Origin of the sequence: Sphingomonas sp. DC4900 (assembly GCF_049896485.1) — a bacterium.
Taxonomy (GTDB): Bacteria; Pseudomonadota; Alphaproteobacteria; order Sphingomonadales; family Sphingomonadaceae; genus Sphingomonas; species Sphingomonas aquatilis.
Genome location: NZ_JAFCUK010000002.1, coordinates 344,281 through 359,728, shown reverse-complemented (window position 1 = coordinate 359,728; position 15,448 = coordinate 344,281). Strand labels below are relative to the sequence as shown.

General features: G+C 68.7%; 16 protein-coding genes. 7 read left to right on the top strand and 9 right to left on the bottom strand.

All coding sequences use genetic code 11. The annotated features are described in order from the left end of the window. Window positions 1-114 precede the first annotated feature (114 nt). The 3 genes from ACP690_RS04215 to ACP690_RS04205 form a co-directional block, all read right to left on the bottom strand. Complete coding sequence (locus tag ACP690_RS04215) at window positions 115-1,104, bottom strand: N(4)-(beta-N-acetylglucosaminyl)-L-asparaginase (protein WP_426260248.1); 990 nt, start codon at window positions 1,102-1,104, stop codon at window positions 115-117. A gap of 100 nt (window positions 1,105-1,204) precedes the next feature. Then, window positions 1,205-3,376 (bottom strand): primosomal protein N', encoded by a 2,172-nt coding sequence (locus ACP690_RS04210; protein WP_147037394.1) that lies wholly within the window; start codon window positions 3,374-3,376, stop codon window positions 1,205-1,207. A gap of 60 nt (window positions 3,377-3,436) precedes the next feature. Next, window positions 3,437-4,351: a DMT family transporter gene (locus tag ACP690_RS04205; RefSeq protein ID WP_426260247.1), complete on the bottom strand. Its 915-nt coding sequence runs from the start codon at window positions 4,349-4,351 to the stop codon at window positions 3,437-3,439. Window positions 4,352-4,575: 224 nt separating this feature from the next. Here ACP690_RS04205 and proS point away from each other — a divergent pair, with 224 nt between their 5' ends. Beyond that, window positions 4,576-6,105 carry a proline--tRNA ligase gene (proS, locus tag ACP690_RS04200; protein ID WP_294316852.1) on the top strand — a complete coding sequence of 510 codons (1,530 nt, stop codon included), beginning with the start codon at window positions 4,576-4,578 and terminating at the stop codon, window positions 6,103-6,105. A gap of 137 nt (window positions 6,106-6,242) precedes the next feature. Here proS and ACP690_RS04195 read toward each other — a convergent pair whose 3' ends face one another. Beyond that, on the bottom strand, window positions 6,243-7,838 hold the full coding sequence (locus ACP690_RS04195) for a cisplatin damage response ATP-dependent DNA ligase (RefSeq protein ID WP_426260246.1): 1,596 nt from the start codon (window positions 7,836-7,838) through the stop codon (window positions 6,243-6,245). A 51-nt stretch (window positions 7,839-7,889) separates the two neighbouring features. On the opposite strand from ACP690_RS04195, the gene ACP690_RS04190 reads away from it, so the two are divergent. After that, entirely contained in the window at window positions 7,890-8,723 is an 834-nt protein-coding gene (locus ACP690_RS04190) for a metallophosphoesterase (RefSeq protein WP_426260245.1), read from the top strand. A gap of 62 nt (window positions 8,724-8,785) precedes the next feature. Here ACP690_RS04190 and ACP690_RS04185 read toward each other — a convergent pair whose 3' ends face one another. The 3 genes from ACP690_RS04185 to ACP690_RS04175 all read right to left on the bottom strand — a co-directional run bounded on the left by ACP690_RS04185 (window position 8,786) and on the right by ACP690_RS04175 (window position 10,315). After that, window positions 8,786-9,277, bottom strand: coding sequence for a Dps family protein (locus ACP690_RS04185; RefSeq protein ID WP_295561635.1), 492 nt, complete (start codon window positions 9,275-9,277; stop codon window positions 8,786-8,788). Window positions 9,278-9,388: 111 nt separating this feature from the next. After that, window positions 9,389-9,955, bottom strand: coding sequence for a TMEM165/GDT1 family protein (locus ACP690_RS04180; protein WP_426260244.1), 567 nt, complete (start codon window positions 9,953-9,955; stop codon window positions 9,389-9,391). A 24-nt stretch (window positions 9,956-9,979) separates the two neighbouring features. Further along, window positions 9,980-10,315, bottom strand: a complete 336-nt coding sequence (locus tag ACP690_RS04175) for a hypothetical protein (protein ID WP_043060516.1) — start codon at window positions 10,313-10,315, stop codon at window positions 9,980-9,982. A gap of 175 nt (window positions 10,316-10,490) precedes the next feature. Here ACP690_RS04175 and rpmG point away from each other — a divergent pair, with 175 nt between their 5' ends. Together rpmG and ACP690_RS04165 are read left to right on the top strand one after the other, a co-directional pair. Continuing rightward, on the top strand, window positions 10,491-10,658 hold the full coding sequence (gene rpmG / locus ACP690_RS04170) for a 50S ribosomal protein L33 (protein WP_017977469.1): 168 nt from the start codon (window positions 10,491-10,493) through the stop codon (window positions 10,656-10,658). Window positions 10,659-10,984: 326 nt separating this feature from the next. Continuing rightward, complete coding sequence (locus tag ACP690_RS04165) at window positions 10,985-11,728, top strand: MauE/DoxX family redox-associated membrane protein (RefSeq protein WP_426260243.1); 744 nt, start codon at window positions 10,985-10,987, stop codon at window positions 11,726-11,728. Between the two features lie 151 nt (window positions 11,729-11,879). On the opposite strand, the gene ACP690_RS04160 is transcribed toward ACP690_RS04165, so the two are convergent. Next, window positions 11,880-12,242, bottom strand: coding sequence for a response regulator (locus tag ACP690_RS04160; protein ID WP_018250532.1), 363 nt, complete (start codon window positions 12,240-12,242; stop codon window positions 11,880-11,882). Between the two features lie 39 nt (window positions 12,243-12,281). Between ACP690_RS04160 and ACP690_RS04155 the strand changes: the two genes are divergently transcribed. The 3 genes from ACP690_RS04155 (at window position 12,282) to ACP690_RS04145 (ending at window position 13,721) form a co-directional block, all read left to right on the top strand. Continuing rightward, entirely contained in the window at window positions 12,282-12,557 is a 276-nt protein-coding gene (locus ACP690_RS04155; RefSeq protein ID WP_017977472.1) for a DUF3572 domain-containing protein, read from the top strand. Then, the gene (locus ACP690_RS04150; protein WP_426260242.1) at window positions 12,557-13,192 is read left to right on the top strand and encodes an HAD family hydrolase; all 636 of its coding nucleotides are present in this window, start codon (window positions 12,557-12,559) and stop codon (window positions 13,190-13,192) included. The genes ACP690_RS04155 and ACP690_RS04150 overlap by 1 nt, the downstream gene beginning before the upstream one ends. A gap of 64 nt (window positions 13,193-13,256) precedes the next feature. Beyond that, window positions 13,257-13,721, top strand: coding sequence for a RidA family protein (locus ACP690_RS04145; protein ID WP_241890759.1), 465 nt, complete (start codon window positions 13,257-13,259; stop codon window positions 13,719-13,721). Window positions 13,722-13,733: 12 nt separating this feature from the next. On the opposite strand, the gene ACP690_RS04140 is transcribed toward ACP690_RS04145, so the two are convergent. After that, window positions 13,734-15,386 (bottom strand): thiamine pyrophosphate-binding protein, encoded by a 1,653-nt coding sequence (locus tag ACP690_RS04140; RefSeq protein WP_426260241.1) that lies wholly within the window; start codon window positions 15,384-15,386, stop codon window positions 13,734-13,736. Between the last annotated feature and the right edge of the window lie 62 nt (window positions 15,387-15,448).

The window sequence follows — 15,448 nt, the reverse complement described above, 5'->3', positions numbered from 1 at the left end:
ACCCCGGCCCTGAGCCGGGGTCCCGCTTCTTCTGCTCGGGCGGGCAAAAAGCGGGACCCCGGATCAAGTCCGGGGTGACGACACCCAAATTTCCGCCAAGGTCTCCATCGTCGCTCACGCAGCGAACAGCGACCGCCCCTTGCGCACCACGGTCCGCCCCGCCGCATCGGTCACCGCATAGGTAAAGCCCGGCAACAGGCAGAACGCTCCCACCTCGCCCTGCGGCGACAGCGCCAGAAAGCCTACCTGCACGCCCTTGATCGCATCGCCACGCAGCTTGGCGATATGCTTCACCACCTCCTCGCACGCCGCCTGCGGCGACAGCCCCGCGCGCATCGACGCGACGACGCGGGCGGTGCCGGCGATCCGCGTCACCTCCTCGCCCAGCCCGGTGGAGGTCGCGCCACCGACGCCCGCCTCGACGTACAATCCGCTACCGACCTGCGGCGAATCGCCCACCCGCCCGCGCATCTTGAACGCCATGCCCGACGTGGTGCAGGCCCCCGCCATCCGCCCCGAGGCGTCGCGCGCCAGCAACCCGATCGTGTCGTGATCCAGCGCACCACCCAAAGGCGCGCGGCGGTTCTCGATATTGGCGACCGGCTTGTACTGCGAGGTCTTCAGCCACTCGCGCCACGCCTTCTCCGCCGGCGGCGTCAGCAGATCGACCTTGGGAAACCCCTGGTCGCGCGCGAACCGCGTCGCGCCCTCGCCGACGAGGAACGTGTGCGGCGTCTTCTCCATCACCCGCCGCGCGACCGAGATGGCGTGGACGGTATCCTCCAGCGCCGCGACCGCGCCGACGCCGCCGGCATCGTCCATGATCACCGCATCCAGCGTCACATGCCCGTCGCGATCGGGATAGCCGCCATAGCCGACCGAATGATTCTCCGGGTCGGCCTCCGGCACCATCGCCCCCGCCTCGACCGCGTCGAGCAACGTGCCCCCCGCCTTCATCCGCGCAAACGCCGCATCGTTCGCCGCCGCACCGAAATCCCAGGTGGACACGATCAGCGCGCGATCCGGGCTGGCCGCCTGTGCGCGCGCGGCGCTGGCCAGGCCGGTCGCGGCCATGCTGCCGATGAAGGTGCGTCGCGTCGTCATCCCATATCCCTTTCGTCACCCCGGGCTCGACCCGGGGTCCCGCTGTCGTCGGACAGCGTGGGAAGAAGAGGGACCCCGGGTCAAGCCCGGGGGTTACGGTTCAGAGGAAGTTGTACGGATCGACGTCGACCGTCACGCGCGCTTTCGCCGGCCAGTCGAGCCCGCCCAGCCAGTCGCGGATCACGTCCTGCACGTCGAGCGCGCGCCGGGCATGCACCAGTAATCGATAGCGATGCCGCCCGCGCAGCATAGCGAGCGGGGCAGGGGCGGGGCCATAGACCGCCATGCCGTCGACGCGCGGCGCACTCTGCGCCACCGCCCGCGCCACCTCATGCGCACACGCCTGCTCCTCCGACGACACGACGATCGCGGCATAGCGGCCAAAGGGCGGGGCGCCGGCATCGCGCCGCGCTTCGGTCTCCGCTTCGTAGAAGGCCTCGGCATCGCCGGTGATCAGCGCCTGCATCACCTGCGCCGACGGACTGTGCGTCTGGATGAACACATGCCCCGGCTTGGCTCCCCGCCCCGCACGCCCCGACACCTGCCGAATCTGCTGGAACGTCCGCTCCGCCGCCCGCAGGTCGCCACCCTCCAGCCCCAGATCGGCATCGATTACGCCGACCAATGTCAGATTGGGAAAGTGATAGCCCTTGGTCACGAGCTGCGTGCCGACGACGATGTCGATGTCGCCCGCCTCCATCCGCCCCACGAATTCGGCGGCCTTGGCCGGCGACCAGATCGTGTCGCTGGTGACGACTGCGGTCTTCGCCTCGGGGAACAAAGTCGCCACCTCGTCCGCGATCCGCTCGACGCCGGGACCGCAGGCGACCAGGCTGTCCTCCGCCTTGCACTCCGGGCAGGCCCGCGGCGTCGGCATCACATGGCCGCAATGGTGGCAGGCCAGCCGGCGGGTGAGGCGATGCTCGACCATCCAGGCGGTGCAATTGGGGCATTGGAAGCGATGCCCGCAATTGCGGCACAGCGTCAGCGGCGCATAGCCCCGGCGATTGAGGAACAGCAGCGACTGCTCGCCCTTTTCGAACGTCTCGCGCAGCGCCGTCACCAGCTTCGGCGCGATCCACGTGCCGCGTTCGGGTGGGTGCTGGATCAGATCGATCGCCTCGATCGTCGGCATCTCGGCGGGGCCGTAGCGGCCGGGCAGCTTCAGTTCGGCATAGCGGCCCAGCGCCACCTGCTGGCGCGTCTCGATCGCCGGGGTCGCGCTGGCCAGGATCACCGGGCAGCCTTCGAACTTGCCGCGCATCACCGCGACGTCGCGGGCATGGTAATGGACGCCCTCTTCCTGCTTGAAGCTCGTCTCATGCGCCTCGTCGACGACGATCAGGCCGAGGTTGCGATAGGGCAGGAACAAAGCGGACCGCGCGCCCACCGTCACCAGCGCCTCGCCGCTCGCGATCGCGCGCCACGCCCGCCGCCGCTGGGTGGAGCGCAGTCCCGAATGCCATGCGACGGGCTCGCAGCCGAAGCGGTCGTGGAAGCGCTTCAGGAACGGTTCGGTCAGTGCGATCTCGGGCAGCAGCACCAGCGTCTGCCGGCCCTGCCGGATCGCTTCTGCCACCGCTTCGAAATACACCTCTGTCTTGCCCGATCCGGTGACGCCGTCGAGCAGGGTGGGGCGGAAGTCATGGGCGGCGACCCCGGCGACCAGCTCGTCCGCGGCGGCCTGCTGCGCCTCCGCCAGCGTCGGCGGACCGAAGGCCGGGTCGGGATGCGGATAGGGGCTGTCGATATCGACGCTCACCGCCTCCAGCGCGCCGGCCTTCACCAGCCCACGGACCACCGCGTCGGACACGTCGGCGAGGGTTGCGAGTTCGCGGATCAGCCCCTGCCGGTCGCCGATCCGCTCCAGCGCCTGTTCGCGCTGTGGGGTGAGGCGCGGCGGCACGGTGCCGGTGGCGCGGTACTCGGTGACGGTCCGCGCCCCCTCCAGCGCCGAGGTGGATGCAAGCGCCATCCGCACCACGGCGGCCGGCGGCGCGAGGTAATAGTCGGCGGTCCACTCGATCAGCCGGCGCAACGGCGCGGCGAGCGGCGGCACGTCGACCACGCCGAGCAGCGGCCGCAGCCGGTTGTCGCCGACCTCCGCATCCGACGGCATCCGCTCGGGTTCCCACACCACGCCGAGCAATTGGCGCGGCCCCAGCGGCGCGATGACCACCGATCCCGGCTCGACATGCGAGCCCGCCGGCACGCGATAGTCGAGCGGGCCGAGCGCGGAATTGAGGACGAGAACGCGGGCGCGCGACGACATGGCGTCCATATGGGGGCTGATCGACTCGGCGTGAAGCGCCGGATTGCGCCGCTTCGACCGCTAGGCGACGTCGTCGGCGCTCGCCGCGATCGTTTCCTGTCGCTGGCGCACCCGCTCGCGCCAGACGATGATCAGGCCGCTCGCGATGATCACCGGCGCCCCGATCCAGGTCGCGCTGGCCGGCAGGGTGTCGAAGATCAGCCACCCGAGCGCGGTCGCCCACAACAGGCTAGAATAGTCCATCGGCACCACCACCGACACGGGGCCGAGCTTCAACGAATTGGTCATCGCGATCTGCGCGCATCCGCCCAGAACGCCGACCGCGGCAAGGCACGCCCAGCCGAACGCGCTATGCCCTTGCGCGACGGGCACGTAGAACAGCGTCAGCGGCACCAGCGACAGCGTCGAAAACCAGAAGACCGTGGTCAGCGCCGCTTCGGTCCGCCCGATCTGGCGCAGCAGGATCGTGACGCAGGCGGTGCCGAACGCCCCGCGCAGCGCAAAGGCCGCGCCGCCCAGTGGTAGATGCCCGTCGTTGGCGGCAAGGCCCGGCGCCGCGACGATCAGCACGCCGGCGAACCCCGCCATTACCGCGCCCCAGCGCCACACCCCCGTTGGCTCGCGCAGCACGAGTGCGCCGAGGGTCGTCGTGATCAGCGGCACGGTGAAGCCGATCGTCGTCGCCTCGGCGAGCGGCAACAGCACGATTCCGTGGAAGGTCAGCGCCATCGCGCTCAGCCCCACCACTGCTCTGGCGACATGCGCCGGCAATCGTTGTGTCGCGACGCTGGTCATGCCGGGACCGCTGGCGATGACGGCCGACACCAGCAGCGCCGCACCGAATTGGCGGAAGAACAGGATCTCGACCACGCTCGCGCCGGCATGTTCGGCCAGCTTGATGCTTGCGTTCATCGCGGCAAAGAACACGACCGACAGCAGGCGCAGGCCGATCGCGGGCAGGATGCGGTCGTTCATGCCGGGGCTGTAGCGGGATTGGGAGCGAGCGCGCGACCTAAATTCCTCCCCCGCCAGGGGGAGGGGGACCGTTCGGCGCCAGCCGAATGGTGGAGGGGGAGGTGCCCGGTGCCGTGCGCGAGGAAGCCCCTCGCTTACCTCCCCCTCCGTCACCGCCACCTCCCCCTGGCGGGGGAGGACTTGCGGGGTGACGGAAACGTCCGTCGGAGATAAGAGCCACCACCATGAAGCACGCTCTCCCCGTCACCCGCGACGCCGATTTCGCCGCCTGGTATCAATCCGTCATCACCGAGGCCGACCTCGCCGAGGAATCGGGCGTGCGCGGCTGCATGGTCATCCGGCCGTGGGGCTATGGCATCTGGGAACGGATCCAGCGCCTGCTCGACGACCGGATCAAGGCGACGGGGCATGAGAATTGCTACTTCCCGCTCTTCATCCCGCTGTCCTATTTCGAAAAGGAGGCCGAGCATGTCGAGGGCTTCGCCAAGGAAATGGCGGTCGTCACGCACCATCGCCTGATCCCCGACGGCCACGGCGGCCTGAAGCCCGATCCCGCCGCCAAGCTGGAAGAGCCGCTGGTCGTGCGCCCGACGTCGGAGACTGTGATCGGCACCGCCTTTGCCCGCTGGGTGCAGTCGTGGCGCGACCTGCCCGTGCTCATCAACCAATGGGCCAACGTCGTGCGCTGGGAGATGCGGACGCGCATGTTCCTGCGCACCAGCGAGTTCCTGTGGCAGGAGGGGCATACCGCCCACGCCACCGCCGACGAAGCGCGCGAAGAGACGCGCAAGATGCTCGAAGTCTATCGCGATTTCGCCGAAACCTGCCTCGCGCTACCCGTCGTCGCGGGTGAGAAGCCGGAGAACGAGCGCTTTCCCGGCGCGGTCGCGACCTACAGCATCGAAGCGATGATGCAGGACGGCAAGGCGCTGCAGGCGGGAACCAGCCACTTCCTCGGCACCAATTTCGCGCACGCCCAGAACATCCGCTTCCAGAATGCCAGCGGCGAGCTGGAGCTGGCGAACACGACCAGTTGGGGCGTCAGCACGCGCATGATCGGCGGCGTCATCATGGTGCATGGCGACGACGACGGCCTGCGCGTGCCGCCGCGCATCGCGCCGTGGCAGATCGTGATCGTGCCGATGCTGCGCGACCAGCCCGAGGACGAGGCGCTGATCGCCTACGCCAAGGACATCCAGTCGAACCTCGCCGGCCTGACCGCGCTGGGCGAGCCGGTGCGCGCTTTGCTCGACCTCAAGCCCGCCAAGGCCGCGACCAAGCGCTGGGGCTGGGTGAAGAAGGGCGCGCCGATCGTGATCGAGATCGGCGGCCGCGACATGGCGGGCGGCAACGTCTCGGTGATCCGCCGCGACCGGCTATATCGCGAGGACGGCAAGCTCGACAGCGTCGTCATGCCGCGCGGCGATTTCGAGGCGGATGCACCCGCCTTGCTCGCCGCGATCCAGCAGGCGCTGCACGAACAGGCGACCGCGCGGATGCAGGCGGCCATCGTGCCGGCGGCGGACTTTGCTGCGGTCGAGGCGCATTTCGCCGAAGGGCAGAAGAACCCCGGCTGGGTCGAGGTGCAATGGTCGCGCCCCACCGGTGCGGCGCTCGACCAGGTGGTCGAGCGACTGAAGGCGCTGAAGCTGACGATCCGCAACGCGCCGGGCGATCAGGCCCCGGCGGACGGCGCCTGCGTCTTCACCGGCGCGCCGGCCGTCGAACGCGTGCTGCTCGCCCGGGCGTATTGATCGACAGGCGCGCCCCGGAAACGTCGCCCCAGCGAAGGCGGAGGCCTCGAGCGGCTTTTGCTGGGCGGGATAACAGGGAGACTGCTGCGGTCGCTGGGACGACGTTGCGTAGGGGGAGCTTGGGCGTCGCTCCCGCCTTACGTCACCAGCCGCCGCAACGTTTCGACCTGATCCGCCTCTGCCGCGGGCTTGTCGGTGCGGATGCGTGCGATGCGGGGGAAGCGCATCGCGACGCCCGACTTGTGCCGCGTGGACGTGTGAATCGAATCGAACGCGATCTCCAGCACCAGCGTCTTCTCCACTTCGCGTACCGGGCCGAACCGCTTCACCGTATGGCGGCGGACGAAGCTGTCGAGCATGCGCAACTCTTCGTCGGTGATCCCCGAATAGGCCTTGCCGACCGGCAGCAGTTCGCCCTCTTCGGTCCAGCAGCCGAAGGTATAGTCGCTGTAATAGGACGATCGCCGCCCGTTGCCGCGCTGCGCGTACATCATCACGCAATCGGCGGTCAGCGGATCGCGCTTCCATTTGTACCACAGGCCGGCGCGCCGCCCCCCGACATAGGGGCTGTCGCGGCGTTTCAGCATCACGCCCTCGATCGCCGCATCGCGCGCGCCGGCGCGGATCGCCTCCAGTTCGGTGAAGCTGTCGGCTGCGATCACCTGGCTGAGATCGAAGCGATCAGGATCGAGCCGCGGCACGAACGCCTCCAGCCGGTCGCGCCGCTCCGTCCAAGGTAGCGCCCGCAAATCCTCGGGCCCGTCGAACAGGATGTCGTAGAGGCGGACGAACGCGGGATAGTCGGCCAGCATCTTCGCCGACACCTGCTTGCGTCCCAGCCGCTGTTGCAGCGCGTTGAAGCTCGCTGCCCCACCACCGTCGTCCAGCGCACCGCCCTGGAATTCGCCCTTCACCAGCAGTTCGCCATCGACCGTGCCGGGGGTAGTAAAGGCCGCGGCGACGTCGGGAAAGCTGCCGGTCACGTCGTCGCCGGTGCGGCTGTACAGGCGCGTCTGGCCCGCGACATGGACGATCTGGACGCGAATGCCGTCCCATTTCCACTCGGCGGCATAATCGGCCAGGTCGACCTGCGCATCCTCCAGCCCGTGCGCAAGCATGAAAGGGCGGAAGACCGGCACGTCCGCCGGCGTGGGTTGCGCGCCCTTTCCCTCCGCCCAGGCGAACAGGCTGGCGTAGGGTGGCGACAGGCCGTGCCACACCTCCTCCACCGCATCGACATCCAGCCCGAACGCCTGCGCCAGCGCGGTCTTGGCCAGCCGCGCCGACACGCCGATGCGCAGGCCACCGGTCGCCATCTTGAGCAGCGCGAACCGCTCTTCCGCATCTAGCCGGTCGAGCATGCCGGCGAGCACCGCGGGGGCATCGGAACGCGACAGATGGCGCAGCGCGTCGACCGCAGCGGTGATCGACAGCGGACCGACATCGGGCGGCGGCACCACCGGCGCCGGCCACAGCAGCGCCACCGTCTCGGCCGTATCGCCGACATAGTCGCGGCTCATCCGGAACAGCACGGGGTCGACCCGCGCCTCGATCAGCGCCCGGATCTGCGCGGGCTTCACGCCGGGCAGGTCGAGATCGCCGGTCAGCGCCGCCATCGCCCAGCCGCGATCCGGATCGGGCGTCGCATGCAGATAGTCGACGATCAGCTTGAGCTTCGCGTTGCGCCCCCGCGTGTAGATCAGCGAATCGAGAAGCGCGGCAAAGGCTTGCATGGACACACGAACGCATGGCGCCGCCGAAGCGCTCCCGCTAGGACCCGCATCGTGAAACGTCCGCTTCTCACTGCTGCGCTGATCGTCGCCTTTATCGCCGGCGCCGTCTTCCTCATCGGCTATCTCAATGCTCGCGCCGATCCGGTCGTTCGGCGCGTGACGATGGCGCTGCCCGACTGGCCGGCCGGCAAACCGCCGATCACCATCGCGCTGATGAGCGATATCCACATGGAAAGCATGGCGATGGATGAGGGCCGGCTCGCCCGCATCGTCGGGCAGGTGAACGCGCTCCACCCCGATCTGGTCGTGCTGGCCGGCGATTTCATCGAGGGGCGCGGCGCCGGCGAGGCGGAGCGGGCGATCCCGCTGCTGGCGCGCCCGCTGTCGCAGTTGAAGGCCCCGCTGGGGGTCGTCGCGGTGCTCGGCAATCACGATCACTGGACCGATCCTGCGCCGATCGCGGCGATGCTGCGGCGGATCGGCGTGGTCGTGCTGGTCAATCAGGGCGAGGGGCTCGGGCCGCTCGCGCTCGGCGGCCTCGACGATCCGGCGACGCATCACGATCGCATCGCCTCGACCCAGGCGGCACTCGCGACCCTGGCGGGCGCCGGCGTGATGGTCGCGCATTCGCCCGATGTCGCCGTGAAGCTGTCGCGGCGCACGACATTGCTGCTCGCCGGCCACACGCATTGCGGACAGGTCGTGCTGCCGCTGATCGGCGCGCCGGTCGAGGTGACCAATCCGCGCTATCGCTGCGGCATCGTCCGCGATCCGCATCGGCTGACGGTGGTGACGGCGGGGCTCGGCACCAGCAACCTGCCGATCCGCTTCGGCGCGCCGCCCGACCTGTGGCTGGTGCGCGTCGGCCCGATCCCCTCCCGCTGACGGCCGGACGCAGGGATGTACCGTCACCCCGGATCGGGTCCGGGGTGACGCAAAAGCCGGGCTCAGCCCTTGCGGCTGGCTTCGAACAGGAACCAGGCGCGCTCTTCGGCCTGGTCGGTCCAGTCGTCGACGATGCCGCTGGTCGCATTGTCCTTGGCCGCTTCGGCCGCGTCCTTCACCGCGCGGAAGCTTTCGACCAGCTTCAGATTGTCCTCGCGCAGTTCGGCCAGCATCGCGCCGGCTTCCACGAAGTCCTTGTCATTGTCGGCGATCGTCTGGCGACGGCTGATGTCGCCGATCGAGCGCAGCGTGACGTTGCCGGTCTTGCGCACGCGTTCGGCGATCGCGTCGGTCACGCCCAGAATCTGCGCGGCCTGATCGTCGAGCAGCAGGTGATAGTCGCGGAAATGCGGGCCGCTGACGTGCCAGTGGAAGTTCTTGGTCTTCAGATACAGCGCATAGCAATCGGCGAGCGAGGCATTGAGGGCGTCGGCGACCGAGCGCGTGTTCGACAGATCGGTGGGCGTGCTGAGCGCCGGATTGACGTCGGCCATGGGGAAGCTCCTGACAGAAATGGGTTCGTTGCGGAAACGATCCGATAGCGCAAACGCTCCCGGTCGGACCGGGATTTTGCATCAGGAATCATGGTCAGGCTGATCGTCCGACTAGATCAGACGCAGCGCCCCCACACCCAGCCAGAGCCCCGCGATCAGGAACAGGATGCCGATCCCGATCCGCAGCGACCGAAGCGGCAGTGCGCGCCATCCCGCTTCGCCAAGCAGCGCCGCGGGCGCGATCACGGCAAGCGATCCCAGCGTCGCACCCAGCGGCGCGAGCCACACCAGTTCGGCCCGAGCGCTCAGGGTCAGGACGATGAACTGCACGCCGTCGCCGAAGGCGAGGATGAACAGTCCGAGCAGGCTGGTCGCCGTAGCGCCGAGCCGCCAGCGTTCGAGCCGGTCGGGGGCCTTGGCCGGAAACAGCGCGCCACCGCCCTGCAGCACGAGCGCCAACCCCAGGAACAGCTGCTTCGCCTCGGGCGTCAGCTGCGGGGCGATCAGGCCCCCCGCCGCGCCCGCCAATCCCGCGGCCACGGCAAGCGCGATGGCCGCCATCGCGATGACGAGGCCGGGCGCGCGGTAGCGATCGGCCAGGATCGCGGCGAGCCAGGCGGGGCGGTCGCCCACCTGTGCCAGCGCGGCGGCGACCAGCGCCGCCATTATTGCATCCATCCCGTCCCGTCCCGTCGTCGGTGTTCAGCTTGCGAGGCGCACCGAACAGGCGGCCGCAAACGTGTCGCACGCCCGCACATCCTGCCGGTCGCAGGCGACCGCGTCACCCAGCATCGACAGCCAGCCATGCACCAGGGCGCCATGTTCGCCGCGTGACAGTGCCGAGTCGACGAAATGCGCGACCGTCACCGCGGGGTTCAGGCCGTGGCGATGTGCGATCAGGCGAATCTGGTTGATATCGGGCTTCAGGTCGCGTGCGCAGGTATAGGGCGCCTTCACGTCGATCGCGGCGATTCGCGCCGCCAGATCGGCGCGCACCGCGTCCAGCGCCATGTCGTTGATATGCCCCTGATGCCCCATGTCCCGCTCCCGTCATGTCATATGGCATTCATGCGCCCGCACCGGTAACGTGGTGGTTAACGATGGGGATGGGGGCATCCGCGGTTGACTTTCGTCGCCGTCTGGCCCATGCGCCGCGACTGATCGAGCGGCGGCGTTGGTGCTGCCGCTCTCCTTGTTTTCAGGATTAGGGCTCATGGCCAAGCCGACTACCGTCAAGATCAAGCTCGTCAGCACTGCCGACACCGGCTTCTTCTACGTCACGAAGAAGAACCCGCGCACCAAGACCGAGAAGCTGAGCTTCAGCAAGTACGACCCCGTCGTGCGCAAGCACGTCGAGTTCAAGGAAGCCAAGATCAAGTAAGCCGCTGCCGGGGCGCCGCCGCCCCGCGCTGCTTGCCGGATCGAATCGCGAAGAGCCGCCGGTGCCCCGCGCATCGGCGGCTCTTCGCGTGCGTGCGTGCGGGGAAAACCACGTGCGGGCAACCTATGCGTTTTTGTGACGAAGCCATGGTGGGGGCTAGGTTCGGCCACATTGCGTTCATGTTCGGTCGGCATAGCGGACCGTGGTGGCCGGACGATCCGGCCGCCCTGTATCGCGTCACTACGGGCTAAGGGCGGTCTTCTCGAATCGAGGGGGCCGCCCTTGGTTTATGCGGGGTGCTGGCGGCCTGACGGTCGTGTCCCCACATGTCGGTCATGTCGAAGCGCGCCGTCCTCTACCGCATGGTCATGCCGACCCACATCTGTCCCTATGGTCTGAAGGCGCGCGATCTGCTGCGCCGCAAGGGCTATGCGGTCGACGATCGTCACCTGACGACTCGTGCCGAAACCGATGCGTTCAAGGCCGAACATGACGTGAAGACCACGCCGCAGACGTTCATCGATGGCGTGCGGATCGGCGGCTACGACGACCTGCGCCGCTATTTCGGACTGTCGGTGCCGGACCCCAAGGCGGTCAGCTATCGTCCGGTTCTGGCCGTATTCGCGATGACCGCGTTGATGGCGATGGCTGCCAGTCTTGCCGCCTTCGGATCGCCGGTCACGGTCCGCGCGGGCGAATGGTTCATCGCCTTCAGCATGGTCGTGCTGGCGATCCTCAAGCTCCAGAACGTCGATCGATTCGCGACGATGTTCCTGGGCTATGACCTGCTCGCGCAACGTTGGGTGCCCTATGCCATGCTCTACCCGTATCTGGAGGGGCTGGCGGGCGTGTTGATGATCGCCGGCGTCGCGACATGGCTGTCGGTGCCCGTCGCGCTCGTCATCGGCGGTGTGGGCGCGGTGTCGGTTTACAAGGCGGTGTATGTCGATCGGCGCGAACTCACATGCGCCTGCGTCGGCGGTGACAGCAACGTACCGCTGGGCTTCGTGTCGCTGACCGAAAACCTGATGATGGTCGCGATGGCCGTGTGGATGATGCTGGCGGGATGACGCTGGGAACCGCGTTGAGGAATCGTCGTTTTTACCCATAGCTCGCAGCTCCCGCGCCCTTTTCGGGGGGTAAGGGCGCTGAGAGCGCGCGGCACCCTGTCGCGGCCCGATCGCCGCGGCAGGGTGCTTTTTTTGTGTCGCGCCGCTCCGGTCAGACCAGCGCGTTCACCGCATCCATGAATCGCGCGAGACTGATCGGTTTCGAGACATAGGATCGGGCGCCTGCCGCCCGGATCCGCTCCTCGTCGTCGCGTCCCGCATAGGCGGTGACCGCCATCACCGGGATATCGCGCAGCTGCTCGTCCGCCATCAGCTCCAGAATCAGCTCATATCCCGTCACATGCGGCATCTGGATATCCATGATGATCAGGTCCGGCATCACCTCGCGCGCGCGCGCCACGGCCTCGCGTCCGTCGCGCACCGGTTCGGCGACGAACTCGTGCGCCCGCAGCAGGTCGCAGAACAGCTTCAGATTGAGTTCGTTGTCCTCGACAACGAGCACCCGTTTCGCCACGTGGGTCACCGATCCTTTCCAGTCAGCGGACGATAGGCAATGCGCGGTCGCGATACAAACACCCCCGATGCGGAATTGCTGGGGCTTCAGGCGCTGGCCTGGACGCTCGGCGAACAGGCGCGTGCCGATCGCCTGATCGCGACGACCGGCCTCTACCCCGACGATCTGCGCGCCCGTGCCGGCGAACCCGCCGTGCTCGCCGCGGTGCTGGCCTATCTCGAGGCGTACGAACCCGATCTCATCGCCTGCGCCGATGCGCTGGGCGTCACCCCGTCGGCGCTGGTCGCCGCACACCAGATGCTGGAGGCTCGCTGATGACCCCGACCCCCCGACCCTTGCTGATCACCGATTGCGACGAAGTGCTGCTGCACATGGTCAAGCATTTCGGCACATGGGTGCGCGAAACGCACGATATCGACTTCACGCCCGATGGCGCCGATTTCGCCAATTCGATGCGCCGCCGCTCGACGGGCGAGACGCCGACGCAGGCGGAGATGTGGTCGATGCTCGGCGGCTTCTTCCCCTCCGAAATGCACCGCCAGACCTTGGTCCCCCACGCCGCCGAGGCGCTTGCGCAATTGAGCGAGGTGGCGGACATCGTCGTCCTCACCAATCTGCTCGACAGCTGCCGCACCGCGCGGATCGACCAGCTCGCCGCCTTCGGCATCCATCACCGCGTCGAATGCAACCAGGGCGGCAAGGGCGATCCCGTGTCGCGCCTCGTCGAGGAGCATGGCAATCCGGTGACGGTGTTCGTCGACGATCTGGCCGTTCATCACGAATCGGTGTCGCGTCACGCGCCGCAGGTCCACCGGCTGCACATGATCTCCGAACCCAGCCTTGCGCCCAGTGTCGCCCCCGCGCCGCACGCGCATGCGCGCATCGACGACTGGCGCGAGGCGGCGGACTGGATCGCCGCCCGCTTCGCCGCGGGGCAACCCGCCGCCTGACGGTTTACCGCCCGCCGCGCCATCGGCTAGACGCGCGGGCAACGCATCATCGAAGGATACTGCCATGACCACGCACGTCGATCGCAAGCTCGAGGAACTCGGCCTCTCCCTGCCTGAGGCGGCGGCGCCGGTCGCGGCCTATGTCCCAGTGGTCGAGGCGGGCGGCATGCTCCACCTGTCGGGCCAGCTGCCCTTCAAGGACGGCCAGCTCGTCACCGGCCGTCTGGGCGACGGCGTGTCGCTGGAACAGGGGCAGGAGGCCGCGCGCCTATGCGGCCTTATGATCGTCGCGCAGGTCAAGAAGCACCTCGGCGGCGACCTGTCGCGCATCAAGCGCGTCGTGAAGCTGGGCGTGTTCGTCAACAGCCACGGCGACTTCACCGATCAGCCCAAGGTCGCGAACGGCGCCTCCGAGCTGATGGTCGCGCTGTTCGGCGACGCCGGCAAGCACGCCCGCAGTGCCGTCGGCGTCCCCGTCCTGCCGCTGGGCGCGGCGGTCGAGGTCGATGCGATCATCGAACTGGCGTAACGCGGCGCGGCGTCACCCCCGCCGCGCCACCGCGCTCAGCGTGGTGCCGGCGGTGATGACCTCGATATCGGTGCGGATATGCAACAGGCGCACCCCGCGTTCCGCCTGCGCGCGCGCGAGGGCCGGCGCGAAATCCTCGGTCCGCGTCACCGTCTCCGCCCAGCAGCCATAGGCCCGGCCGAGCGCTGCGAAATCGGGATTGGCCAGCGCCGTGCCCGATACGCGGCCCGGAAATTCGCGCTCCTGGTGCATGCGGATCGTGCCATATCCGCCATTGTCGATCACCAGCACCAGCAGCTGCGCGTCATATTGCACCGCGGTCGCCAGTTCCTGCCCGTTCATCAGGAAACAGCCGTCGCCGGCGAGCGCCACCACCTGCCGCCCCGGATGGCGCAGCGCGGCGGCAACGGCAGCGGGCAGGCCATAGCCCATCGCCCCTGCCGTCGGCGCCAGTTGCGTGCCCGGCGCGGCATAGGGCCAATAGCGGTGCCACCAGCCGCTGTAATTGCCCGCGCCGTTGCAGATGATCGTATCCGCGGGCAGCGCCTCACGCATCGCCGCGACGCAGGGCCCCAGGTCCATCGCCACGCCGTCGCGCGCCGCGGGCGTCGACCACGCCTGCCAATCGGCATGTGCCGCGGCACCACCGGCGTTCGGCGGTCCGTCGATCGCGTTCAAGCCTTCCGCAAATTCCGCCATGCCGGCGCAGATCGCGAGGTCGGTGCGGTACGTCACGCCCAGCTCGTCGGCGTCCGGGTGGACGTGGATGAGACGCTGGCCCGGATGCTCCGGGGTGATCAGTGCATAGCCATCGGTCGTCGCCTCGCCCAGTCGCGGGCCCACGACCAGCAACAGATCGGCGGCCTTGATCCGCGCGACGAGCTTCGGGTTCGGGCCATAGCCCAGATTCCCGGCATAGGCGGGGCAGGCGTTGGGAACCGCATCCTGCCGGCGAAAGGCGGCGGCGACGGGCACGCCGGTGCGATCCGCCCAGGCGGCGAAATCCTGCGCCGCGATCCCATCCCATCCCGCACCGCCGACGATCGCGACGGGGCGTTCGGCGGTGGCGAGCAGATCGGCAAGCTGCGCCATCGCGCCCTCGTCGCACCCCTGCGCCGCGCGCTCGACGCGCGGCCGGCCGGTGGCCTCGACCTCATCGAGCAGCATGTCCTCGGGCAGCGCCAGCACCACCGGCCCCGGCCGCCCGTTCATCGCCACCGCATAGGCGCGCGCGACATATTCGGGGATGCGGGCCGCATCGTCGATCCGCGCCGCCCATTTGGCGAGGGGCCCGAACATCGCGGCGAAATCGACCTCCTGAAACGCCTCGCGGTCGCGGGTGCCGCGGTCGACGTCGCCGATAAACAGGATCATCGGCTGCGAATCCTGCCGCGCGACATGCACCCCGATCGAGGCATTGGTCGCGCCCGGCCCGCGCGTCACGAAGGCGATGCCCGGCCGGTGCGTCAGCGTGCCGTCGGCGCACGCCATGAAGGCCGCGCCGCCTTCCTGCCGGCACACCACGGTTTCGATCTGCGGCGTATCGTGCAGCGCATCGAGCACCGCGAGGAAGCTTTCGCCCGGCACGGTGAAGATGCGTTCGCACCCTTGCGCGAGCAATTGGTCGACGAGGATGCGGCCGCCGGTCCGGGTCTGTCTCTCCATGCGCGCGACTGTGCCCCGCGGCGGCGACGATGTCGAGGAAGGGACTTGTCAGCGCCACCGCC